This window comes from Legionella quinlivanii, assembly GCF_900461555.1.
GTDB classification, from domain to species: domain Bacteria; phylum Pseudomonadota; class Gammaproteobacteria; order Legionellales; family Legionellaceae; genus Legionella_C; species Legionella_C quinlivanii.
This window is the reverse complement of the sequence record NZ_UGOX01000001.1, coordinates 240001-265229: the sequence shown is the minus strand read 5'-3', so window position 1 is coordinate 265229 and position 25229 is coordinate 240001. Positions and strand designations below refer to the sequence as shown.

The window sequence follows — 25229 nt, the reverse complement described above, 5'->3', positions numbered from 1 at the left end:
TATTATACCTCGTCAGATACTTTAATTGTAATGTGGCAAGTACGTTTGGATATACGATTCGCACGTCCTTTGGCACGAGCTCTGATACGCTTCAGTGTAGATGCTTCATCAACACAGACAACGCCTACATGCAGCTCATCGATATCTGCACCATTATTATTTTCTGCGTTTGCAATGGCTGATTCCAAAACTTTGAGCATCAGAAATGCTCCCTTTTTTGGTGTAAAACGTAAAATGTCTAGCGCTTTTGCTACGCTCACTTTACGAATCATGTCTGCGACTAACCTGGCTTTCTGTGCAGAAAGGGGCGCATTTTTTAATTTTGCAGTAACTTCCATCATTGCCTCTACTTACCTTTAGCCTTTCTGTCACCAGAATGGCCTTTGAATGTGCGGGTCATAGCGAATTCGCCCAATTTATGGCCAACCATGTTGTCAGTGATAAATACTGGAACATGATCTTTCCCGTTATGGACAGCGATAGTTAAATCTATCATGTCTGGAGTAATCGTTGAGCGTCGTGACCAGGTTTTAATTGGTTTTTTAGACTTTGCATCAATTGCTGCTTTAACTTTGACAAGCAGATGTGGATCAATGTGTGGACCCTTTCTTATCGAGCGTGGCACGTTAATATCCTCTTAGCTAATTATTTCTTTTTACGAGATCTGACAATAAATCTATCAGTTCGTTTGTTACTGCGTGTCTTATAACCTTTTGTCGGCACGCCCCAAGGAGTCACTGGATGTCTTCCGCCAGAAGTACGGCCTTCACCACCACCATGTGGGTGATCAACAGGGTTCATCGCAACACCACGTACAGTGGGTCGGATTCCACGCCAACGCTTGGCTCCTGCCTTACCTAAAGCACGAAGACTATGTTCGCTATTGCTAACTTCACCAATTACTGCTCTACAACTGGCCAATACTTTTCGCATTTCACCGGAGCGTAGTTTTAAAGTAGCATAAGCGCCTTCTTTAGCAACAATTTGACCGCCACATCCAGCACTACGTAAGAACTGAGCACCTTTTCCAGGTTTTAATTCAACACAGTGGATAGTTGTACCAACCGGAATATTTCTTAATGGTAAAGCATTGCCCACACTGATAGGAGAATCTTCACCACTAACAACAGTTGCGCCAGCTTCTAATTGAGCAGGTGCAATAATGTACCGCCGTTCGCCATCTTTGTAAACAAGTAATGCAATTAAAGCTGATCGATTCGGATCATATTCGATACGCTCAACTCGAGCTTCGATACCATCTTTATTACGTTTGAAGTCAATTATACGATATTTACTGCGAACACCACCACCAATGTGTCGAACAGTAATACGTCCCTGGTTGTTTCTTCCACCAGTCTTATTTAACTTTTCAACCAGAGCAGCGTGAGGTTGTCCTTTGTGGATATGATGGTGTACAACCTTTAATTCACCGCGCTTTCCGGGTGACGTTGGTTTTGATTTTAATAATGCCATCGTCGTCTACCTTATTCTTTTACGCTAAAATCGATATCATAGTTTTCGTGTAAAGAAACAAACGCTTTTTTCCAGTCGCTTCTTTTACCAGCTAACTGGCGAAAACGCTTGGACTTGCCTTTGACATTCATTACAGAAACATTTTTGACTTTAACATTAAACAATTCCTCTACTGCTCTTTTAATCTCGTTTTTGGTGGCAGTTTTGAGAACTTTGAAAGTAAATTGCTTGTATTTATCGGCCATCACAGTCGCTTTTTCAGATGTGTGTGGCTCTCTTAATACCATTAGTAAACGTTCTGCGTTCATTGTAGCAACTCCTCAATGCTTTTAAGTGCTTCGCCTGTGATTAGTACTTTTTCAAAGCGCAGTAAACTCACGGGGTCAACTGAAGCAACGTCGCAAATGTCGAAATCAATCAGATTGCGTGAACCCAGGTACTCGTTTTCTCCAACTTCATGCATTATGATTAAAGCATTTGTCAAGTCATACTCTTTCATCTTGGCAATAAAGTCTTTGGTCTTGTTAGAACTGCATTGAAAGTCACTAACGACAATCAGATTTTCATTACGGATAAGCTCAGATAAGATGCTTCTTATAGCGCGCTTATACATTTTTTTGTTTAGTTTTTGGCTATAATCACGTTTTTTTGATGCAAACGTAACCCCACCCGAACGCCAAATTGGGCTGCGGATTGTACCGGCACGTGCACGGCCAGTACCTTTTTGTCGCCAAGGTTTTTTTCCGCCGCCACTTACCTCAGAACGGGTTTTCTGAGCGCTGTTTCCGCTTCGAGCATTATTCATAAAAGTAACTACAGCTTGATGGATCAAGCCTTCGTTGTAGTTATAATCGAATACTTGCTCATTTACACTTAAAGAAGTGTTGGTATCTTTAGTAATAAGTTCCATTATTGATCCCCTGCTTTGATCTTAACTGCGGGTCGTACTTCCACTCTGGCTCCAGGGAATCCAGGAATAGCACCCTTTATCAACAGTAGGTTTCGTTCAGCATCAACTCTAACCAGCTCAAGGTTTTGAGTAGTGCATCTGACATTACCCATATGGCCTGCCATTTTCTTGCCTTTGAACACTCGTCCTGGCGTTTGGTTCTGCCCAATTGATCCAGGAACACGATGCGAAACAGAGTTACCGTGTGTTGCATCTTGCGTTCTGAAATTATGGCGTTTCACGGTACCAGCAAAGCCTTTACCCTTTGATGTACCTGTCACATCGACATATTGACCGGGAGTAAAAATTTCGGCTACTGAAATAGTCTGCCCAGCAGAAAAGCCATCAAGAGAAGTGACTCGGAATTCTCCGATCATATCTCCAGCTTCTATCTGAGCTTTTGCAAAATGACCAGTAAGCGCTTTGTTTACACGGCTTGCCTTTTTTTCACCGCCTGTTATTTGTACAGCCATATAGCCGTCAGATTCAAGCGTTTTAAGTTGAGATACACGATTTGGCGCAATTTCTATTACTGAAACAGGAATTGACTGCCCTTCTTCAGTAAAGATACGTGTCATACCAACTTTTCTGCCAATTAACCCTATCATTGTAATACCTCGTTAGTATTCCTATCTGGAACGTTATTCGTCATCCAGACTTATCTGAACATCGACACCAGCAGCCAAGTCCAGTTTCATTAATGCATCTACTGTTTTTTCAGTGGGGTGCACTATCACAACCAGGCGTTTATGGGTGCGTAACTCATACTGATCTCGCGCATCTTTGTTAACATGTGGGGAAATCAGTACAGTAAATTTTTCTTTCTTAATTGGCAGTGGTATTGGCCCACGGATTTGTGCGCCAGTACGTTTTGCCGTTTCAACTATTTCACGTGTTGACGAATCAATCAAACGATGGTCAAACGATTTTAAACGAATTTTAATATTTTGATTACTCATTTTACTCACTCGATGATTTTAGCCACGACACCGGCACCAACAGTACGACCGCCTTCGCGAATAGCAAAGCGCAGACCTTCATCCATCGCAATGGGTGAATGCAGACTAACAGTCATTTGAACGTTGTCGCCTGGCATTACCATTTCAATTCCTTGTGGAAGTTCACAAGAACCTGTTACGTCTGTCGTTCTGAAGTAAAACTGAGGACGGTAACCATTGAAAAATGGAGTGTGACGGCCACCTTCATCTTTTGAAAGCACGTATACTTCTGCTTCAAATTTGGTGTGAGGCTTGATTGTACCAGGTTTTGCCAGTACTTGTCCTCTTTCTACGTCGTCTCGTTTCGTTCCTCGTAACAACACGCCTACGTTATCTCCTGCACGACCTTCGTCAAGCAGTTTACGGAACATTTCAACACCAGTACATGTGGTCTTTTGAGTGTCGCGTATACCAACAATCTCAACTTCCTCACCTACTTTAACAATTCCGCTTTCAACACGGCCAGTAACTACTGTTCCACGGCCAGAAATTGAGAATACGTCTTCAATCGGCAATAAGAATGCTTTGTCAATGTTACGAACTGGTTCTGGAATATAGGAATCCATTGTCTCAACCAGCTTCTCAATAGCTGCAACACCGATATCACTCGTGTCGCCTTCCAGAGCTTTAAGCGCTGAACCAACAACAATCGGAATATCATCCCCAGGAAATTCATAGCTGCTCAGCAGGTCTCGAACTTCCATCTCGACCAGTTCTAATAATTCCGCATCATCAACCATATCCGCTTTATTCAGGAATACTACAATGTAGGGCACACCAACCTGGCGGGATAACAGAATATGTTCGCGAGTTTGAGGCATTGGACCATCAGCAGCTGATACTACCAGTATCGCTCCGTCCATCTGCGCAGCACCAGTAATCATGTTCTTGACATAGTCCGCATGACCTGGGCAATCTACGTGTGCATAGTGGCGGTTTGCTGATTCGTACTCAACATGCGCTGTAGAAATTGTAATTCCACGCTCACGCTCTTCAGGGGCTGCGTCAATCTGATCATACGCTTTCGCTGTACCACCAAATTTCTTCGCCATAATCGTTGTTATAGCTGCAGTCAGTGTGGTTTTACCGTGGTCAACGTGACCAATCGTGCCTACATTTACGTGCGGCTTCTTTCGCTCAAACTTTTCCTTCGCCATTTTCAAATAACCTCATTAACTTTTATTGTTTCTTAATAATCGCTTCAGCAATATTCATTGGTGCTTCCGCATACTTAGCGAACTCCATTGAATAGGTAGCTCGACCTTGTGTCGCGGAACGCACATCTGTGGCATACCCAAACATTTCTGCTAATGGAACTTCCGCACGAATTACCTTTCCTGCAGGAGAGTCTTCCATGCCCTGAACCATGCCTCTCCGGCGGTTCAAGTCTCCCATGACATCCCCCATATACTCTTCAGGGGTTACAACTTCCACACTCATTATTGGCTCAAGAAGCACGGGTTTTGCTTTTTGAGCACCTTGTCTAAATCCCAGTGAGCCAGCAATTTTGAACGCCATTTCACTTGAATCCACTTCGTGGAATGAACCATCGAAAAGTGTGACTTTAACATCTACTACAGGGTAACCAGCAATAACACCATTTTGCATCTGCTCCTGAATTCCCTTATCTACAGCAGGAATGTACTCTTTTGGAATAACACCCCCAACAATAGCATTGACGAACTCATAGCCTGAACCTGGCTGTTGTGGCTCGATCTTCAGCCATACGTGACCGTATTGTCCACGTCCCCCAGACTGACGAACAAATTTACCTTCCTGCTCTACCACTGCTTTGATCGTTTCACGATAAGCAACTTGGGGTTTACCCACATTGGCTTCTACATTAAACTCACGCTTCATACGGTCCACAATAATCTCGAGGTGTAACTCACCCATCCCCTCGATTATCGTTTGACCGGATTCTTCATCAGTATGAACACGGAAGGAAGGATCTTCCTGTGCAAGTTTACCTAAAGCTATTGACATTTTTTCCTGGTCAGCTTTGGTTCTAGGTTCCACTGCTACAGCTATTACTGGATCTGGAAAGTCCATTCTTTCCAAAGTAACCACATGGTCTACGTCGCAAAGTGTATCGCCAGTCGTAACTGTCTTTAAACCAACAGCAGCTGCAATATCGCCAGCCTTAACTTCTTTTATTTCTTCTCTTGAGTTGGCATGCATTTGCAAAAGGCGGCCTATCCGCTCTTTTTTCCCTTTCACGGGATTATAAATGGTATCGCCACTTTTTAATACCCCTGAGTAGGTACGAAAATAGGTCAGCGTGCCCACAAAAGGATCGGTGGCAATTTTAAATGCCAAAGCTGAAAATGGTTCATCATAAGATGTTTTACGATGCAACTCATTTCCGTACTCGTCAACGCCTTTAATATCAGGGATATCAATAGGAGAAGGTAAATAATCAACCACACCATCCAGGACAGCTTGGACACCTTTGTTCTTAAAAGCTGAACCACAGAACACTGGTACAACTTCATTACTCACCGTCCGCTTGCGAATGGCATGCTTAATTTCTTCTTCTGTAAGCTCTTCGCCTTCCAGATATTTTTCCATTAGCTCTTCAGACGCTTCAGCTGCTGCTTCAATAATTAAAGCCCGATACTCTTCACATTGCTTCATCATCTCTGCCGGGATATTCTGATAAGCAAAAGACATACCTTTACTATCTTCATCCCAATGAATTGCTTTCATTTTGACAAGGTCAACCACCCCAATGAAAGCATCTTCCGCGCCTATTGGCATTTGTACTACTACAGGATTGGAGCCAAGACGTTGTTTAATCTGAGCTACAACTCGGAGAAAATTTGCCCCCATCCTATCCATTTTATTTACAAAAACAATGCGTGGAACGCCGTATTTATCAGACTGTCTCCACACTGTCTCAGATTGAGGTTCAACTCCTGAAACCGCATCGAACACAACGATAGCACCATCAAGAACTCGCAATGAACGCTCTACTTCAATCATGAAGTCAACATGCCCTGGGGTATCAATAATATTGATACGGTGTCGTGGAAATTGCTTATCCATTCCTTCCCAGTAGCAAGTTGTAGCAGCTGAGGTAATTGTTATACCGCGTTCCTGCTCCTGAACCATCCAGTCCATTGTAGCAGCGCCATCATGTACTTCACCCATTTTATGCGACATTCCAGTGTAGAAAAGAACACGTTCGGTCGTGGTCGTTTTCCCTGCATCGACATGGGCTGCAATGCCGATATTTCTGTAAAGTTCTAATGGAGTAGACACGGAGTTTTCTCTCTCTGTTAATTCCAGCGAAAATGCGCAAAGGCCTGGTTAGCTTTAGCCATTCTATGAGTATCTTCACGTTTTTTAACTGCAGAGCCTTTACTTTCAAAAGCATCTAACAACTCACCTGCCAAACGCAGCATCATTCCCTTTTCGCCACGAGATCTGGCAGCCTGAACAATCCAGCGCATTCCCAATGCAATGCTTCTATCAGTACGCACTTCAACTGGAACCTGATAAGTAGCACCACCGACACGTCTTGATCTTACTTCAACACTTGGACGAACATTATCAAGTGCTTGCTCAAAGTATTGCAGAACAGTCGTTGAACCGCCTACGCTTCCGGCATCGCCTGACTCGTCTTCACTCTTACGATTTTTCTTGACGCGCTCATGTAGTACGTCCAGGGCATCATAAACAATCTTCTCAGCAATGGATTTTTTTCCACTGATCATTAATACGTTGATGAATTTTGCCAACAGCTCACTATGATGCTTAGGATCAGGCAGAATTTCACGTTTGGGGACTTCTCTTCTTCTTGGCATGTCAAATTCCTACAATCAGATTATTTTTTATCTTTCGGCTTTTTAGTACCGTATTTAGAACGACCTTGTTTACGATCATTAACACCTGATGTATCAAGGCTGCCACGCACTGTGTGATAACGAACACCAGGCAAGTCTTTAACCCGGCCGCCACGAATCAGAACCACGGAGTGTTCCTGTAAGTTGTGCCCTTCCCCACCAATGTAGGAGGTCACTTCAAAGCCGTTAGTTAATCGAACACGAGCCACCTTACGCATAGCTGAGTTAGGCTTTTTAGGTGTGGTTGTGTATACACGTGTACAAACACCTCGGCGCTGTGGACATGATTCCAAAGCTGGGACGTTACTTTTCTTTTTAGCGTCCACTCGAGGCTTTCTTACTAACTGATTAATAGTAGCCATTTATTATTAACTCCGAACTATCTCTTTTATAGTGATTTCGTATGCATAAGGAGGCCGGATTCTATTACAGTTTCAGCGGATTTGTCAAGACTTATCCACTGAAACTCCAAGCCCGGATCAATGATCATGGTTATCTGCATTAAGTGCTTCACTCAATGCATGTTCCACGTCACTGGCTGTAACCGTATGCGAGATGTGCTCAGAACCAGCTGTCTTTGCACGTTTTGCCTTGCGGCCTTGATGATAGGCATAACCTGTTCCCGCAGGAATCAGTCGACCAACCATCACGTTTTCTTTCAAGCCTCTTAAATCATCTACTTTTCCGCTAACAGCCGCTTCCGTCAACACACGCGTTGTCTCTTGGAACGACGCAGCTGAAATAAATGATTCAGTTGCAAGAGAGGCTTTGGTGATACCTAATAAAATAGGTATTCCCATAGCAACTTGTTTCCCGTCTGCTTGCAATTTGTCATTTTCCTGCAGCATGATGCTTTCTTCTACCTGTTCACCTACCAGGAATTTGGAATCACCAGAAAATGTTATCACTCGCTTACGAAGCATTTGTCTAACAATTGTCTCGATATGTTTATCGTTAATTTTCACACCCTGTAAACGGTATACATCCTGTACTTCATTAACGATATAATTTGCCAGGGCACCAACACCCAGTAAACGAAGTATATCATGCGGGTTCAATGGTCCCTCTGCAATGACTTCACCTCGCTCAACATGCTCCCCTTCAAACACGGAGATATGACGCCATTTAGGTATCAATTCTTCATGGAAATTACTTTCAGAAGCTGTAATGATCAAGCGGCGCTTACCTTTAGTTTCCTTACCAAAATTGACCAATCCGGACGTTTCTGCCATGACCGCAGCGTCTTTCGGTTTTCTAGCTTCAAACAAGTCAGCAACACGCGGTAAACCCCCGGTGATGTCACGGGTTTTAGATCGTTCCTGTGGTATACGAGCGATAACATCCCCTACACCTACCAGGCTGCCATCTTCGAAGTTAATAATCGCATCAACCGGCAAGTAGTACTGAGCAGGCACATTGGTACCAGCCAGATAAATCTCATCACCGTCATCAGAAACCAATTTGACCATCGGTCTTAAATCGCGGCCTGCAGCGCTTCTTTGTTTAGCATCAATAACCACGATATTACTTAAGCCAGTTAACTCATCAGTTTGACGGTTCATGGTCAGACCTTCAATAAGATCAATGAACTTCAAACGACCGCTAACCTCGGAAATTACTGGATGGGTATGCGGATCCCAGGTAGCAATAATTTCGCCTGCCTCTGCTGCCATATTATCATGAACAGTCAGTACCGCACCGTAAGGCAGCTTATAACGCTCACGTTCCCGTCCGAAATCATCAACAATTGACACTTCCCCTGAACGTGAAACAGCAACCAGATTTTTATTTTCGTGCGTTACGGTTTTAATGTTATGGAGTCTAATAACCCCTTTATTCTTAATTTGAATATTGTTGGCAGCGGTTGCCCTGGACGCAGCTCCCCCGATATGGAAGGTTCTCATCGTCAACTGCGTACCAGGCTCACCAATAGATTGAGCTGCAATGATACCAACAGCTTCTCCGGTGTTTACAAGATGTCCTCTGGCTAAATCACGGCCATAACATTTGGCACATAAACCAAAACGAGTTTCACAGGTAATCGGTGAACGTACCAGAACCTGGTCAATCCCATAGCGCTCCAGTTTCTCAACCCAATCCTCATCAAGTAAAGTTCCTGCTGTAACAATCGCATCATTCTGATTGGGAATAAATACATCTTTAGCAACAACACGACCTAATACGCGTTCGTGCAATGGTTCTACAATGTCACCACCCTCGATTAAAGGCTGCATTAAAATGCCGTTTTCAGTTCCGCAATCAATTTCGGTAATAACAACGTCCTGTGCAACATCCACTAATCGACGTGTTAAATAACCGGAGTTTGCAGTTTTTAATGCGGTATCCGCAAGACCTTTACGAGCTCCGTGAGTCGAGATAAAGTACTGGAATACGTTTAATCCTTCCCGGAAATTTGCAGTAATAGGCGTTTCAATAATTGAGCCATCTGGCGCCGCCATCAAACCCCGCATACCTGCAAGCTGTCTTATCTGTGCCGCAGAACCCCGTGCACCAGAGTCAGCCATCATAAAGATTGGATTAAATGACTCTTGTCTTACTTTCTTACCGGTTCTGTCGGTTACTTCTTCTGTTGCGATTCTCGCCATCATCGACTTGGCTACCATTTCATTGGTTCTGGACCAAATATCGATAACCTTATTATAGCGCTCACCATTAGTTACCAGACCGGAACGGAACTGTGATTCAATTTCACGAACCTCATTGTCTGCCTGCGCGATAATATCTGCCTTATCTTCAGGGATTTCCATATCTTCAATACCAATGGACGCGCCTGCACGAGTAGCATACTTAAAGCCGGTATACATCAACTGGTCAGCAAAAATTACGGTTTCTTTCAAACCGAATTTTCGGTAGCAGGTATCCACAACTCTTGAAATAGCCTTTTTTGTCATCGGTCTGTTAATGACAGTGAATGACATTCCTTTCGGCAATATATCTGAAAGAATAGCTCGACCGACTGTTGTATCGACCAATTGATATTGTCCTTCTTTATCTTCAGAAGGCATACGAATTTTTACCTTGGCATGAATATCAACATAGCCAGCTTCATAAAAGTTTTGTGCATCTTGCGGGCTGGCGAAAACTTTGCCTTCGCCTTTGGCATTGAGCCGTTCGCGAGTTAAATAATAAAGACCAAGTACCACGTCCTGGCTGGGAACAATGATTGGCTCACCGCTCGCAGGAGAGAGGATATTATTTGTAGACATCATCAACGAACGAGCTTCCAGCTGTGCCTCCAAAGTAAGAGGTACGTGAACAGCCATCTGGTCCCCGTCAAAGTCAGCGTTGTATGCTGTACATACTAATGGATGAAGCTGGATTGCCTTGCCTTCGATTAATACAGGTTCAAAAGCCTGAATACCTAAACGGTGTAATGTCGGTGCCCTGTTAAGAAGAATCGGATGCTCGCGAATGACATCGTCCAGAATATCCCATACGATCGGCTCTTCCCGCTCGACCATCTTTTTAGCGGCTTTGATTGTGGTCGCCAGGCCGCGAAATTCCAATTTACTGAATATAAATGGCTTAAATAACTCCAAGGCCATTTTCTTTGGCAATCCGCATTGGTGGAGTCGGAGTGTAGGGCCCACAACAATTACTGAACGGCCGGAGTAGTCAACACGCTTACCAAGCAGATTCTGGCGGAAACGACCTTGCTTACCTTTAATCATATCAGCAAGTGATTTTAATGGCCGTTTGTTAGTTCCTGTAATTGCACGTCCGCGTCTGCCATTATCAAGCAAGGCGTCTACAGATTCCTGAAGCATACGTTTTTCATTACGCACAATGATGTCAGGGGCATTAAGATCAAGAAGGCGCTTCAGTCGATTGTTTCTGTTAATAACGCGTCGGTACAGATCATTTAAGTCAGAAGTAGCAAAACGGCCACCATCGAGAGGAACCAAGGGGCGCAGGTCTGGTGGTAATACAGGAAGTACATCCATGATCATCCATTCGGGTTTATTTCCTGACTCATAAAATGCTTCCAGTAATTTCAACCGTTTGGTGATTTTCTTGATCTTGGTTTCAGAATTGGTTGTCGGCAATTCTTCACGAAGGTTTCTGATCTCTTCTTCAAGGTCGATTTGACGAAGTAAATCGCGAATCGCTTCAGCACCCATTCGCGCGTCAAACTCATCACCATACTCTTCCATCGCCTCAAGATAGGTTTCATCATTCAGCAGTTGACCACGCTCAAGCTCGGTCATGCCTGGTTCGACTACAACAAACGCTTCAAAATAAAGAACTCTTTCGATGTCACGTAGCGTCATATCAAGCAGCAATCCAATACGGGAGGGTAAGGATTTAAGAAACCAGATATGGGCAACCGGGCTAGCCAGTTCGATATGGCCCATTCGCTCACGACGTACTTTTGCAAGCGCCAATTCAACACCGCATTTTTCGCAAATAACACCACGGTGTTTCAAACGTTTGTATTTGCCACAGAGACATTCGTAATCTTTTACTGGGCCAAACGTTTTGGCACAAAATAGTCCATCACGCTCAGGCTTGAAAGTCCGGTAGTTAATTGTCTCCGGCTTTTTCACCTCTCCGTAGGACCATGAACGAATCAGGTCAGGCGATGCTAATGCAATTTTAATTGCATCAAATTCTTCACTTTGACCCTGTTGTTTGAGAATACCAAGCAAATCACTCATTACTGGTGGTTTTCTTATCGGGTTGTTGCTTAGATCAGCCAAGTCTATGTCTCCAAAAAAATTATTAGTGAGAATTTATACGATTAATTTCTAATCGTGGTTCAATTCTATATCGATACCTAATGCACGAATTTCTTTTAGCAAAACATTGAATGATTCAGGCATTCCAGGATCCATGCGATGATCCCCATCAACAATATTCTTATAAATCTTGGTTCGTCCGCCAACATCATCCGATTTAACAGTCAACATTTCCTGGAGTGTGTACGCAGCACCATAAGCCTCAAGCGCCCATACTTCCATCTCTCCAAAACGCTGACCACCGAATTGAGCTTTACCACCTAATGGCTGTTGTGTAACCAGACTGTAGGAACCTGTAGAACGCGCATGCATCTTGTCGTCAACAAGATGGTTCAACTTCAACATATACATATAGCCTACAGTAACCGGATTGTCGAATTCCTTACCAGTGCGTCCATCAATCAGGATAGTTTTGCCATCGGGCCGCAAACCAGCCAGCTCCAGCATGGACTTGATTTCTTTTTCTGTTGCTCCATCAAATACCGGAGTAGCCATAGGTACTCCTGCGCGCAGATTGTCAGCCAGAATACGAATCTCATCATCATTCAAAGCATCAAGATTAACTCTTTCCATACTGTCATGATTGTAAATTTTGTTCAGGAAAGTGCGTAACTCGGCAACTTGCTGATTGGCTTCCAGCATATTGGCAATTCGGTCACCCAAACCCTTAGCAGCTAAGCCAAGATGCGTTTCCAGAACCTGTCCAATATTCATACGTGAAGGAACACCCAATGGGTTCAGTACGATATCAACCGCAGTACCATCGGCCATGTAAGGCATGTCTTCAACGGGCACAACAATAGAGATAACCCCTTTATTCCCGTGACGTCCTGCCATCTTGTCACCAGGTTGAATACGGCGTTTGACAGCAAGATAGACCTTAACAATCTTTAATACTCCAGGCGCTAAATCATCGCCCTGAACAATTTTCTTACGGTTATCATTAAAACGCTTTTCCATCTCTTTACCGAGCATCTCAAGCTGCTTGGATAACTGCTCAAGTTGCTGCGAAGCAACCTCTTCATCGATACGAATATCAAACCATTTTTCTCTTGGAATAGAATTTAAATAGTCAGCGGTAATCGCGCTGCCCGGCTTAACACTTCCTGGTCCGCCAGTTGCATTTTTATCAATGAGCAGATTATACATACGATGATAAATATCTTCTTCACGAATCCGTCTTTCATCAATAAGATCTTTACGAACCCTTGCCAAATGCTCATCTTCAATACTTTTCGCTCTGTCATCTTTTTCCAAACCATCACGAGTGAACACCTGAACGTCAATAACAGTACCGTTCATTCCTGAGGGAACTCGTAATGAAGAGTCTTTTACATCTGATGCCTTTTCACCAAATATCGCTCTAAGCAGTTTTTCTTCTGGCGTTAACTGTGTTTCGCCTTTTGGAGTCACTTTACCAACAAGAATGTCGCCAGCTCCTACTTCAGCTCCGATATAGACAATTCCAGATTGATCCAGATTTGCCAAGGCTGATTCACCTACGTTAGGGATATCAGCTGTGATCTCTTCTGTGCCAAGCTTGGTGTCTCGAGCAATACAGGTTAATTCCTCGATATGAATAGTTGTGAATCGATCTTCCTGTACAATTCTTTCTGAAATCAGAATAGAGTCTTCAAAGTTGTAACCGTTCCAAGGCATAAATGCGACAAGCAGATTTTGCCCCAGAGCAAGCTCTCCCATATCGGTACATGGACCATCAGCAAGAATATCTCCTCGCTGAATCAAATCGCCTTTAGAAACGATGGGCCTCTGATTAATACAGGTATCCTGGTTCGAACGGAAATATTTTGTCAGGTTGTAAATGTCTACACCCGCTTCCCCGGCAGTTGTTTCATCATCGTTGACTCTCACCACAATCCGTGAGGCATCAACCAAATCAATTATACCGCCTCGTTTGGCAACTACAGACACTCCAGAATCAGAGGCTACAGTTCTTTCCATTCCGGTACCTACAAGCGGCTTTTCGGAACGGAGAGTAGGAACAGCCTGACGTTGCATGTTGGAACCCATCAATGCACGGTTCGCATCGTCATGTTCAAGAAAAGGAATCAGTGAGGCTGCAACAGAAACGATTTGCTTTGGTGACACATCCATATAATTAATTTTATCAGGAGTGGTCAGTGAAAACTCATTTTGATGTCTGCATGGAACGAGATCAGCCAGAATAGTGCCGTTTTCATCGACTGGTACACTGGACTGCGCAATGTACTGATCAACTTCCTCTATTGCAGAAAGGTATTCAATATCATCGGTAACTCGACCGTCAATTACCTTTCTGCAAGGTGTCTCAATAAACCCATAATCATTTGTTCTTGCGTATACTGACAATGAGTTAATCAATCCAATGTTTGGTCCTTCAGGCGTTTCAATGGGGCAGACGCGACCATAATGAGTAGTGTGAACGTCACGGACTTCAAAGCCGGCTCGTTCACGGGTGAGTCCACCTGGGCCAAGTGCTGAAACACGGCGTTTATGGGTCACTCCCGATAAAGGGTTAACCTGATCCATAAATTGCGATAACTGACTGGATCCGAAAAATTCTTTAATAGCCGCAGATACAGGCTTGGCATTAATTAAGTCCTGAGGCATAAGATTTTCAGACTCGACAAGACTTAAGCGTTCCTTGACAGCGCGTTCCACACGAACCAGGCCCACACGGAATTGATTCTCGGCCATTTCACCGACACTTCGTACCCGACGATTACCCAAATGATCAATATCGTCAACCATTCCAATGCCATTACGTATGTCAATCAGTGTTTTAATCACCGCCAGAATATCTTCTTTAGTGAGAATACCTAATCCAGTATCTTCTTTTCTTCCAACCCGACGGTTAAATTTCATTCGACCAACAGCAGACAGATCATAACGGTCCTCTGCGAAGAATAAGTTCTTAAATAATGCTTCAGCTGCTTCTTTAGTTGGCGGCTCGCCTGGACGCATCATGCGGTAAATTTCGACCAGTGCTTCCAACTGACTCGTGGTTGGATCAACTTTTAGTGTATCTGATATATATGAACCATGATCGAGGTCGTTTGTATAAATTAATTCAAAGCTTAGAATGCCTTGATCGGCCAATTGATCGAGGAGTTGATCAGTGACTTCATCGTTTGCCTGAGCAAGCATTTCACCAGTACTTGTATCAATGACATTTTTGGCCAGCGTTTTGCCAATCAGATAATCTCTTGGCACAACCAGGTCCTGCATGTTGCTCTTTTCCATCAGCTTGATATGGCGGGCTGTTATACGACGGCCTTGTTCGACGATTATTTCACCGCTATCAGGCAGTTTAATATCAAAGGAAGCAATTTCACCTCTTAATCTGGAAGGAACCAGATTGATATGAAATTCTCCATTTCGTAACTGGCAGATGGTGGATTCAAAGAATTCAGATAATATTTCTTCAATTTCAAAACCTAGCGCACGCAATAGAATTGTAACTGGCAGCTTGCGGCGGCGATCAATACGGACAAATACACAATCCTTGGGATCAAATTCAAAATCAAGCCAGGAACCACGGTATGGTATAATTCGCGCAGAGTATAAGAGTTTACCTGATGAGTGCGTTTTGCCACGATCGTGCTCAAATATAACGCCAGGTGAACGATGTAACTGGGAAACAACAACCCGTTCGGTTCCGTTTACCACAAATGTACCGACATCGGTCATTAAGGGGATTTCACCCATAAATACGTCTTGTTCACGAATATCTTTAATTGGTTTTGGTTCGCCAGCTGCATCTTTGTCGAGTACTACAAGTCGAATCTTTACTCGTAGAGGAGCAGAATAAGTCAAGCCACGCATCTTACATTCTTTAACATCAAATGCCGGCTCACCCAATTTGTAACTAACATACTCAAGACGTGCATTCCCTGAAAAACTTACAATGGGAAATACAGATGCAAATGCTGCATGCAGGCCAGTTTTCTGTTGTATATTGGCCTTTGAATTGGCATCAAGAAAATCGGTGTATGACTTTAGCTGAATATCAAGAAGGTTGGGGATTTCCATCTTGTCAGACTGCCTCCCAAAGCTTTTGCGAAATCTTTTTTTCTCAGCATGTGAATAGTGTTGAGCTTCTGCAATTGCCATGGTAGTTCCTCTGTAAAATTATTGAGATAATCAAACGCACAAACCCAGCCATGTAAACATGGCCGGGTTATCTAAAACCAAATCAATGGTATTACTTAACTTCGATTGAAGCACCAGCTTCTTCAAGCTCTTTCTTGATAGTAGCAGCTTCGTCTTTAGAAACGCCTTCTTTAACAGTAGAAGGAGCGCCTTCAACGAGGTCTTTTGCTTCTTTCAGACCCAGACCAGTGATGCCACGGATGACTTTAATAACGCCTACTTTGTTAGAACCGAAGCTTGTCATAACAACATCGAATTCAGTTTTTTCTTCAACAGCGGCGGCAGCGGCAGCTGGAGCAGCTACAGCAACAGCAGCAGCGGCAGCAGAAACGTTGAATTTTTTCTCCATTTCTTCGATTAAGTCTACAATTTCCATCACGGTCATGTTAGAGATAGTCTCTAAGATCTCATTTTTTGAAACAGCCATTACTAGCTCCTAAGTTTAAAATTAATAAATGTGGTTTATTTTGTATCTTTAATTGCAGCAATAGTCCTAACCAATTTGGCATGAGGTTCTGCAAGTGTACGTACAAATTTTTCGACTGGCGCTTTCATCACATACATCAGCTTGGCTAATGCTTCATCACGTGTCGGCAGACTTGCTACGGCTTCCAGATGTTCTGCACCGTATACTTTTCCACCTACAGATAATGCTTTGATTTCAAGCTTATCAAATGTTTTGGCGAATTCCTTCAGCAATCTAGCTGCATCACTTGGTGCTTCAAGTGATAAAGCAATAAATAAAGGACCAACCAATTTGTCGTTCAGACAGGCAAATTCCGTTTTCTCGAAAGCACGTCGAGTTAATGTGTTTCTTACTACTCGTAAGTAAACATTGGATTTGCGTGCTTCAGAACGCAATTGGGTCATTTGATTAACAGTCAAACCACGATAATCCGCAACAACAGCAGATATAGCCCTGGAAGCAACTTCGCTTACTTCGTCGACTACCGCTTTTTTTGCAGCTAATGTTATCGTCACGTTAATGACCTCCTAAGTTGATCAAATCAATAAATCGATTTGACAGTTATGGTGGCCGTCTCAGAGAGATCCCGGAGCCGGTTCACCGTCTGCGCAGGGTATTAAGCTTTCGCACCTGCGGTCTTCGACGGCATTGAACCAAGTCTATGCCGTGAAAGCTTTTAAAAGGGCGTTTATATTACACGGGTAAGGATGCAATATCAATAGGCAATCCCGGTCCCATTGTAGAAGACAAAGTAATCTTTTTCAGATAAACGCCTTTAGAAGAAGCGGGTTTCGCTTTCTTAAGATCAACAATCAGCGCGCTTATATTTTCAATTATATCGTCAGCGCTGAAATCCAACTTACCGACTGTACAATGAATAATGCCATTTTTATCAGTACGGTAACGAACCTGACCTGACTTCGCATCGGAAACAGCCGCTTCGACGTTAGTGGTTACTGTGCCAACTTTTGGATTTGGCATAAGTCCGCGTGGGCCTAGAATTTGACCTAACTGGCCAACGATTCGCATCGCATCTGGAGTCGCAATTACGACATCAAAATCCATTTCTCCAGCTTTAACTTTTTCAGCCAGATCTTCAAAACCGACAATATCTGCACCAGCATTCTTAGCCTTAATTGCATTGTCGCCTTGTGCAAATACAGCTACTCGAACTGTTTTACCAGTTCCCTTGGGCAGGTTAGTAGAGGTTCTGACCACTTGGTCTGATTTCCTGGGATCTACACCCAAGTTAACACTAATATCAATGCTTTCTCTGAAATTCTTACTTGCAAATTTCTTTAAGAGTTCAATTGCTTCGTGAGCGTTATAGTAGTGGTTAGGTTTAACATTTTCACGAATTTGTTGTATTTTTTTGCTTAACTTTGCCATGATCTGTCCCCTTATTCCACGCCTTCAACTTCTACGCCCATGCTTCTTGCTGTACCTGCGATAGTACGAACAGCAGCATCCAAACTGGCAGCAGTCAGATCAGGTTCTTTAGTTTTGGCAATTTCTTCAAGTTGTTCACGATTCAGGCGTCCAACTTTATTTGTGTTAGGTTTTCCGCTACCACTGGCAATACCAGCTTTCTTCTTGATTAGTACAGAAGCAGGAGGCGTTTTGGTAATAAACGTAAAACTGCGATCACTATATACAGTAATGACAACTGGAGTTGGCAAGCCTGGTTCCATATTCTGTGTAGCCGCATTAAATGCCTTACAGAATTCCATGATATTCACACCACGCTGACCTAATGCAGGGCCGACAGGTGGGCTTGGATTTGCTTTACCAGCAGGTATTTGCAGCTTTACATAAGCTTCGACTTTTTTTGCCATTATTTACTCCTTAGTGGGTCAACGCTAACGCAATTCAGAATTAGCTCCCCGGTTGCTGTTATCAGGTTTTTTCGACCTGGCTAAACTCAAGCTCGACAGGTGTAGAGCGTCCAAAAATAAGAACAGCCACTCTTAATTTGTTTTTCTCATAGTTAACTTCTTCAACTACACCATTGAAATCAACGAATGGACCTTCTTTGACGCGGACCACTTCACCTGGCTCGAATAGAATTTTGGGTTTCGGCTTGGTCACGCCATCTTCAACCCTTTGCAAGATAGCTCTTGCTTCTTTATCTGAAATTGGTGTTGGTTTTTGGTTGGCATCCCCTTTTGCAGTGCCACCAAGGAAACCAAGAACCCGAGGTATTGCTCGAATCATATGCCACGTGGAATCATCCATAACCATGTGAACTAAAACATAACCTGGAAAAAACTTTCTTGTGCTCTTACGCTTCTGCCCGGCGCGCATTTCTACGACTTCTTCGGAAGGAACAACTACTTCGCCAATTTTTTCTTCAAGATTTTGATGAAGGGCGCGTGCTTTAATTTCACGCATAACGAAATTTTCATAGCCTGAATAGGCATGAACTACATACCACTGTTTTGATTTCTGTTCTTCCACTATTGTCAGCCCAAATGTGTTATTTTTGCGATTGCCCACATCATTATTGAATCAATTCCCCAAAGAATAAATCCAGTTGCTGCAACCATGATCATAACTATTGAGGTAGTTTGCACAGTTTCTTGACGTGTAGGCCAAACTACTTTTTGAAGTTCAATCTTTGCTTCCTGTGCGAATGCAAAAACTTGCTGTCCTTTATTGGTAAAAAAACCTATTACGAATATGCTAACTAGCCAACCAATCCAAATCATAACTTTGATTGGAGATGAAACAGTATAGTAATAAGTACAAAAAAAAGCTGCTATAGTTACTAACAGCATTCCTGTCCATAAAACAATTTCTTTAACGCTTAGGTTTGTTTTCATCACAATCACGCTTTTGGTAGTTGGCAGGCCAGGAGGGAATCGAACCCCCAACCTGCGGTTTTGGAGACCGCCGCTCTGCCAATTGAGCTACTGGCCTAACTCCTTGCTTCTTGGTGTGAGAACTATTGCTCTCACACCATTTTACTCTTTACTCGATAATTTTTGCTACGACACCGGCACCAACAGTACGACCGCCTTCGCGAATAGCAAAGCGCAGACCTTCATCCATCGCAATGGGTGAATGCAGACTAACAGTCATTTGAACGTTGTCGCCTGGCATTACCATTTCAATTCCTTGTGGCAGTTCACAAGAACCTGTTACGTCTGTCGTTCTGAAGTAAAACTGAGGACGGTAACCATTGAAAAATGGAGTGTGACGGCCACCTTCATCTTTTGAAAGCACGTATACTTCTGCTTCAAATTTGGTGTGAGGCTTGATTGTACCAGGTTTTGCCAGTACTTGTCCTCTTTCTACGTCGTCTCGTTTCGTTCCTCGTAACAACACGCCTACGTTATCTCCTGCACGACCTTCGTCAAGCAGTTTACGGAACATTTCAACACCAGTACATGTGGTCTTTTGAGTGTCGCGTATACCAACAATCTCAACTTCCTCACCTACTTTAACAATTCCGCTTTCAACACGGCCAGTAACTACTGTTCCACGGCCAGAAATTGAGAATACGTCTTCAATCGGCAATAAGAATGCTTTGTCAATGTTACGAACTGGTTCTGGAATATAGGAATCCATTGTCTCAACCAGCTTCTCAATAGCTGCAACACCGATATCACTCGTGTCGCCTTCCAGAGCTTTAAGCGCTGAACCAACAACAATCGGAATATCATCCCCAGGAAATTCATAGCTGCTCAGCAGGTCTCGAACTTCCATCTCGACCAGTTCTAATAATTCCGCATCATCAACCATATCCGCTTTATTCAGGAATACTACAATGTAGGGCACACCAACCTGGCGGGATAACAGAATATGTTCGCGAGTTTGAGGCATTGGACCATCAGCAGCTGATACTACCAGTATCGCTCCGTCCATCTGCGCAGCACCAGTAATCATGTTCTTGACATAGTCCGCGTGACCTGGGCAATCTACGTGTGCATAGTGGCGGTTTGCTGATTCGTACTCAACATGCGCTGTAGAAATTGTAATTCCACGCTCACGCTCTTCAGGGGCTGCGTCAATCTGATCATACGCTTTCGCTGTACCACCAAATTTCTTCGCCATAATCGTTGTTATAGCTGCAGTCAGTGTGGTTTTACCATGGTCAACGTGACCAATCGTGCCTACATTTACGTGCGGCTTCTTTCGCTCAAACTTTTCCTTTGCCATCGGAAAATCTCCCCTATAGAAAGTTGATAATTGTATGGTGCCCACAACTGGACTCGAACCAACGACCTCTTCCTTACCAAGGAAGTGCTCTACCGCCTGAGCTATGTGGGCTTTAAGCTACAGACTGATTTGATCCTCTAATCTATTAGCTCATTTGGAGCGGGTGATGGGAATCGAACCCACGCTATCAGCTTGGAAGGCTGAAGTTCTACCATTGAACTACACCCGCTTTTTTCTTTTTTTAAAAATGGTGGAGGGGGAAGGATTCGAACCTTCGAAGGCTGAGCCGTCAGATTTACAGTCTGATCCCTTTGACCGCTCGGGAACCCCTCCAAAAAGAATGCCATTTTCTTTCAGGAATTTATTAAAGTCAAGTACATTACTGTACTTGACTTCATTTAAGATGGTGCTGGCACTAGGAATCGAACCCAGGACCTACTGATTACAAGTCAGTTGCTCTACCAACTGAGCTACGCCAGCATTATCAATTTTCACTTTCACTTGAAAGTGGTTCGTCACTTTTGTGACTATTTAATAAAGCCCTGGCGATGACCTACTTTCACATGGAGAAACTCCACACTATCATCGGCGCGAGTCTGTTTCACTTCTGAGTTCGAGATGGGATCAGGTGGTTCCAGACTGCTATAGTCGCCAGGAAAACGGGTTGACCGTGGGACACAGCTTCGTCTTGGCGAAGCCGGCCTCGGCCGGTAAAGAGTCGAAATACAATCGAGATAATAATCTCTGCACACAGTCATTCATTTGTTTGTTGTCCCATACAACCCAAGACAACTCAGGTTATATGGTCAAGACAATCAGCCAATTAGTACGAGTTAGCTTCACACATTACTGCGCTTCCACACCTCGCCTATCAACGTCGTAGTCTTCAACGGGCTTCATGGGAAAACTCATCTTGAGGGAGGCTTCCCGCTTAGATGCTTTCAGCGGTTATCCCGTCCGAACTTAGCTACCCGGCAATGCGACTGGCGTCACAACCGGTACACCAGAGGTTCGTCCACTCCGGTCCTCTCGTACTAGGAGCAGCTCCTCTCAATTTTCCTACGCCCACGGCAGATAGGGACCGAACTGTCTCACGACGTTCTAAACCCAGCTCGCGTACCACTTTAAATGGCGAACAGCCATACCCTTGGGACCTGCTTCAGCCCCAGGATGTGATGAGCCGACATCGAGGTGCCAAACACCGCCGTCGATATGAACTCTTGGGCGGTATCAGCCTGTTATCCCCGGAGTACCTTTTATCCGTTGAGCGATGGCCCTTCCATACAGAACCACCGGATCACTAAGACCAACTTTCGTTCCTGCTCGACACGTCCGTCTCGCAGTCAAGCACCCTTTTGCCTTTACACTCTTGGTACGATGTCCGACCGTACCGAGGGTACCTTTGTGCTCCTCCGTTACTCTTTGGGAGGAGACCGCCCCAGTCAAACTACCCACCATACACTGTCCTCGTCCAGGATGACTGGACCAAGTTAGAACCTCAATAATAACAGGGTGGTATTTCAAGGTCGGCTCCATGCGAACTGGCGTCCGCACTTCTTAGCCTCCCACCTATCCTACACAGTTATCATCAAAGTCCAGTGCAAAGCTGTAGTAAAGGTTCACGGGGTCTTTCCGTCTAGCCGCGGGTACACGGCATCTTCACCGCGATTTCAATTTCACTGAGGCTCGGGTGGAGACAGTGTGGCCATCGTTACGCCATTCGTGCAGGTCGGAACTTACCCGACAAGGAATTTCGCTACCTTAGGACCGTTATAGTTACGGCCGCCGTTTACCGGGGCTTCGATCAAGAGCTTCTCCGAAGATAACCCCATCAATTAACCTTCCGGCACCGGGCAGGCGTCACACCCTATACGTCTTCTTACGAATTTGCAGAGTGCTGTGTTTTTAATAAACAGTCGCAGCCACCTGGTCTCTGCGGCCCTCAGATGCTTACAACGCAAGGTCTTCACATCCAAGGGCGTACCTTCTCCCGAAGTTACGGTACCATTTTGCCTAGTTCCTTCACCCGAGTTCTCTCAAGCGCCTTAGTATTCTCTACCTGTCCACCTGTGTCGGTTTCCGGTACGGTTCTCTATAAGTTATGGCTAGCAGCTTTTCCTGGAAGCGTGGCATCAATGACTTCTCTGCACCCCGTAGGGTCAGAACCACCTCGTCCCTCAGCGTTAATGAAAAACCGGATTTGCCAGGTCTTTCCGCCTAAAAACAGGTACCGGGGCTACCAACGCCCGGCTCACCTAGCCTTCTTCGTCCCCACATCACCACTTATAAAAAGTCCAGGAATATTAACCTGGTTCCCATCGACTACGCTTTTCAGCCTCGCCTTAGGGGCCGACTCACCCTGCTCCGATTAACGTCGTGCAGGAAACCTTGGACTTCCGGCGAGAGGGCTTTTCACCCTCTTTATCGTTACTCATGTCAGCATTCGCACTTCTGATACCTCCAGCCCACTTCTCAATGAACCTTCATCAGCTTACAGAACGCTCCCCTACCACGCATGCCTCGAAGGCACACATCCGCAGCTTCGGTAAATAGTTTTAGCCCCGTTACATCTTCCGCGCAGGCCGACTCGACCAGTGAGCTATTACGCTTTCTTTAAAGGGTGGCTGCTTCTAAGCCAACCTCCTGGCTGTCTATGCCTTCCCACATCGTTTCCCACTTAACTATTATTTAGGGACCTTAGCTGGCGGTCTGGGTTGTTTCCCTCTTCACGACGGACGTTAGCACCCGCCGTGTGTCTCCTGTGATTCAATTAGCCGGTATTCGGAGTTTGCATCGGGTTGGTAAGCCATGACAGCCCCCTAGCCGAAACAGTGCTCTACCCCCAGCAATCACTTCACAAGGCGCTACCTAAATAGCTTTCGGGGAGAACCAGCTATCTCCGGGCTTGATTAGCCTTTCACTCCTAGCCACACCTCATCCGATAATTTTTCAACATTACCCGGTTCGGACCTCCACTTGGTGTTACCCAACCTTCATCCTGGGCATGGCTAGATCGCCCGGTTTCGGGTCTACTCTCAGCGACTCGCGCCCTATTAAGACTCGATTTCTCTACGGCTTCCCTATGCGGTTAACCTCGCCACTAAAAGTAACTCGCTGACCCATTATACAAAAGGTACGCAGTCACCCAACCAAAGTCAGGCTCCCACTGCTTGTACGCAAACGGTTTCAGGTCTATTTCACTCCCCTCTCCGGGGTTCTTTTCACCTTTCCCTCACGGTACTGGTTCACTATCGGTCAGTAAGGAGTATTTAGCCTTGGATGATGGTCCACCCATATTCAACCAGGATTTCACGTGTCCCGGCCTACTTGTTCGTGTGCTTAGTTCCTTATCAGTGCTTCGTATACGGGGCTATCACCCTCTATCGCCAACTTTCCCAAGTTGTTCTACTCACACTCATAATAAATCACACCAGGCTCTTCCCCGTTCGCTCGCCGCTACTAGGAGAATCTCGTTTGATTTCTTTTCCTTCGGGTACTTAGATGTTTCAGTTCCCCGAGTTCGCTTCCTTAACCTATGGATTCAGTTAAGGATAATCACCGTAGTGATTGGGTTCCCCCATTCGGACATCTCTGGATCAACGCATGTTTCCAACTCCCCAGAGCTTTTCGCAGGATTCCACGTCCTTCATCGCCTCTTACTGCCAAGGCATCCACCGTTTGCGCTTCTCTTCTTGACCATATAACCTCAATTAACTCAAAGTCATACGACAACAACAAAAACTTGCAATACTAATGCGCTTGTACTTCTTCTCTTTACCTAATTGTTAATGAACTTCTGGACACGCCAGACCACAATACACTGACTCGCAATGCATTCTCATCTGATTTATCCCGAGACGGTCTTGGTGGAGCCGGGGAGGATCGAACTCCCGACCCCCTGCGTGCAAGGCAGGTGCTCTCCCAGCTGAGCTACGACCCCATCTTTTTTTTTACTTCGGCTTCGTTGCTTTACTCTTCGTTATCTTGCTGCGCTTGTTCAGTCACATACTTGTGTATGCTCCTTCACGCGCTTAGCAAGATGCCTCGATTAAAGCAAAAATCCTCGTAAAAACTTTCTCCGAACCTTTTCTGCTGGTGTCACTTGCTGCGCTTGTGACGCCTTTTTAGGCGGCGGGGACTGAGCTTACTTGGCTTTTTTGCTTTTGGCAAATCGCTTCGTTTTATGGTTTTTGGTGTCGCTTGCTTTGCTGCGACTTGTAGATTGCTCTACTAAACCGAGTCTCGTCTCTTTTTCACTCTGAAAACAAACTGTGTGGGCGCTCGAATCAACTCTCATGCTCTTATTTCATGTTAAGGAGGTGATCCAGCCGCAGGTTCCCCTACGGCTACCTTGTTACGACTTCACCCCAGTCATGAATCACACCGTGGTAAACGTCCCCCCGAAGGTTAGACTATCTACTT

At 44.6% G+C, this 25229-nt stretch carries 20 protein-coding genes, 6 tRNA genes and 3 rRNA genes (1 of these 29 running past the window's edge); all 29 read right to left on the bottom strand.

The annotated features are described in order from the left end of the window. Positions 1–2: 2 nt before the first annotated feature. Positions 3–338, bottom strand: coding sequence for a 50S ribosomal protein L22 (rplV, locus tag DYH61_RS01205; protein WP_058507938.1), 336 nt, complete (start codon positions 336–338; stop codon positions 3–5). 8 nt (positions 339–346) lie between these two features. Next, on the bottom strand, positions 347–625 hold the full coding sequence (rpsS, locus tag DYH61_RS01200; RefSeq protein ID WP_058507937.1) for a 30S ribosomal protein S19: 279 nt from the start codon (positions 623–625) through the stop codon (positions 347–349). 20 nt (positions 626–645) lie between these two features. Continuing rightward, positions 646–1473 (bottom strand): 50S ribosomal protein L2, encoded by an 828-nt coding sequence (rplB, locus tag DYH61_RS01195; protein WP_058507936.1) that lies wholly within the window; start codon positions 1471–1473, stop codon positions 646–648. Between the two features lie 11 nt (positions 1474–1484). Beyond that, on the bottom strand, positions 1485–1781 hold the full coding sequence (rplW, locus tag DYH61_RS01190; RefSeq protein WP_058507935.1) for a 50S ribosomal protein L23: 297 nt from the start codon (positions 1779–1781) through the stop codon (positions 1485–1487). Further along, on the bottom strand, positions 1778–2383 hold the full coding sequence (gene rplD, locus DYH61_RS01185) for a 50S ribosomal protein L4 (RefSeq protein ID WP_058507934.1): 606 nt from the start codon (positions 2381–2383) through the stop codon (positions 1778–1780). The genes rplW and rplD overlap by 4 nt, the downstream gene beginning before the upstream one ends. Next, positions 2383–3030 carry a 50S ribosomal protein L3 gene (rplC, locus tag DYH61_RS01180; RefSeq protein ID WP_058507933.1) on the bottom strand — a complete coding sequence of 216 codons (648 nt, stop codon included), beginning with the start codon at positions 3028–3030 and terminating at the stop codon, positions 2383–2385. Before rplC ends, rplD begins: the two co-directional genes overlap by 1 nt. 33 nt (positions 3031–3063) lie before the next feature. Next, entirely contained in the window at positions 3064–3381 is a 318-nt protein-coding gene (gene rpsJ / locus DYH61_RS01175) for a 30S ribosomal protein S10 (protein ID WP_058507932.1), read from the bottom strand. Positions 3382–3386: 5 nt separating this feature from the next. Further along, positions 3387–4577: an elongation factor Tu gene (tuf, locus tag DYH61_RS01170; protein ID WP_112220499.1), complete on the bottom strand. Its 1191-nt coding sequence runs from the start codon at positions 4575–4577 to the stop codon at positions 3387–3389. Positions 4578–4599: 22 nt separating this feature from the next. Then, positions 4600–6684, bottom strand: coding sequence for an elongation factor G (gene fusA / locus DYH61_RS01165; protein ID WP_058508196.1), 2085 nt, complete (start codon positions 6682–6684; stop codon positions 4600–4602). A gap of 17 nt (positions 6685–6701) precedes the next feature. Beyond that, positions 6702–7229: a 30S ribosomal protein S7 gene (gene rpsG, locus DYH61_RS01160; protein WP_058508195.1), complete on the bottom strand. Its 528-nt coding sequence runs from the start codon at positions 7227–7229 to the stop codon at positions 6702–6704. Between the two features lie 20 nt (positions 7230–7249). After that, on the bottom strand, positions 7250–7630 hold the full coding sequence (gene rpsL / locus DYH61_RS01155) for a 30S ribosomal protein S12 (protein ID WP_045098305.1): 381 nt from the start codon (positions 7628–7630) through the stop codon (positions 7250–7252). Between the two features lie 117 nt (positions 7631–7747). Further along, positions 7748–11947, bottom strand: a complete 4200-nt coding sequence (gene rpoC, locus DYH61_RS01150) for a DNA-directed RNA polymerase subunit beta' (RefSeq protein ID WP_058508194.1) — start codon at positions 11945–11947, stop codon at positions 7748–7750. A 90-nt stretch (positions 11948–12037) separates the two neighbouring features. Continuing rightward, a complete protein-coding gene (gene rpoB / locus DYH61_RS01145; RefSeq protein ID WP_058508193.1) occupies positions 12038–16141 on the bottom strand; it encodes a DNA-directed RNA polymerase subunit beta in 4104 nt (1367 codons plus the stop codon). 91 nt (positions 16142–16232) lie between these two features. Beyond that, positions 16233–16607, bottom strand: a complete 375-nt coding sequence (gene rplL, locus DYH61_RS01140) for a 50S ribosomal protein L7/L12 (RefSeq protein WP_058508192.1) — start codon at positions 16605–16607, stop codon at positions 16233–16235. Positions 16608–16642: 35 nt separating this feature from the next. Next, the gene (gene rplJ, locus DYH61_RS01135; RefSeq protein WP_058508191.1) at positions 16643–17161 is read right to left on the bottom strand and encodes a 50S ribosomal protein L10; all 519 of its coding nucleotides are present in this window, start codon (positions 17159–17161) and stop codon (positions 16643–16645) included. Between the two features lie 178 nt (positions 17162–17339). Beyond that, the gene (gene rplA, locus DYH61_RS01130) at positions 17340–18035 is read right to left on the bottom strand and encodes a 50S ribosomal protein L1 (protein WP_058508190.1); all 696 of its coding nucleotides are present in this window, start codon (positions 18033–18035) and stop codon (positions 17340–17342) included. An 11-nt stretch (positions 18036–18046) separates the two neighbouring features. Beyond that, on the bottom strand, positions 18047–18481 hold the full coding sequence (gene rplK / locus DYH61_RS01125) for a 50S ribosomal protein L11 (RefSeq protein WP_058508189.1): 435 nt from the start codon (positions 18479–18481) through the stop codon (positions 18047–18049). A 61-nt stretch (positions 18482–18542) separates the two neighbouring features. Further along, entirely contained in the window at positions 18543–19106 is a 564-nt protein-coding gene (nusG, locus tag DYH61_RS01120) for a transcription termination/antitermination protein NusG (RefSeq protein ID WP_172463590.1), read from the bottom strand. Positions 19107–19108: 2 nt separating this feature from the next. Continuing rightward, positions 19109–19468, bottom strand: a complete 360-nt coding sequence (gene secE / locus DYH61_RS01115) for a preprotein translocase subunit SecE (RefSeq protein WP_058508188.1) — start codon at positions 19466–19468, stop codon at positions 19109–19111. Between the two features lie 21 nt (positions 19469–19489). Beyond that, a tRNA-Trp gene (locus DYH61_RS01110) sits at positions 19490–19565 on the bottom strand. Between the two features lie 51 nt (positions 19566–19616). After that, positions 19617–20807 (bottom strand): elongation factor Tu, encoded by a 1191-nt coding sequence (gene tuf, locus DYH61_RS01105; RefSeq protein ID WP_112220499.1) that lies wholly within the window; start codon positions 20805–20807, stop codon positions 19617–19619. A 35-nt stretch (positions 20808–20842) separates the two neighbouring features. After that, positions 20843–20918, bottom strand: a tRNA-Thr gene (locus tag DYH61_RS01100). A 44-nt stretch (positions 20919–20962) separates the two neighbouring features. Next, positions 20963–21036: transfer RNA gene (locus DYH61_RS01095), tRNA-Gly, on the bottom strand. A 19-nt stretch (positions 21037–21055) separates the two neighbouring features. Continuing rightward, a tRNA-Tyr gene (locus DYH61_RS01090) sits at positions 21056–21140 on the bottom strand. 71 nt (positions 21141–21211) lie between these two features. Continuing rightward, a tRNA-Thr gene (locus DYH61_RS01085) sits at positions 21212–21287 on the bottom strand. 60 nt (positions 21288–21347) lie between these two features. Then, positions 21348–21463 (bottom strand): 5S ribosomal RNA (gene rrf / locus DYH61_RS01080). A gap of 146 nt (positions 21464–21609) precedes the next feature. After that, positions 21610–24505, bottom strand: a 23S ribosomal RNA gene (locus DYH61_RS01075). Between the two features lie 166 nt (positions 24506–24671). Continuing rightward, positions 24672–24747: transfer RNA gene (locus DYH61_RS01070), tRNA-Ala, on the bottom strand. 372 nt (positions 24748–25119) lie between these two features. Next, positions 25120–25229: ribosomal RNA gene (locus DYH61_RS01065) — 16S ribosomal RNA — on the bottom strand (it continues 1434 nt past the right edge of the window). Together the 16S, 23S and 5S rRNA genes with 5 tRNA genes alongside form the textbook arrangement of a ribosomal RNA operon.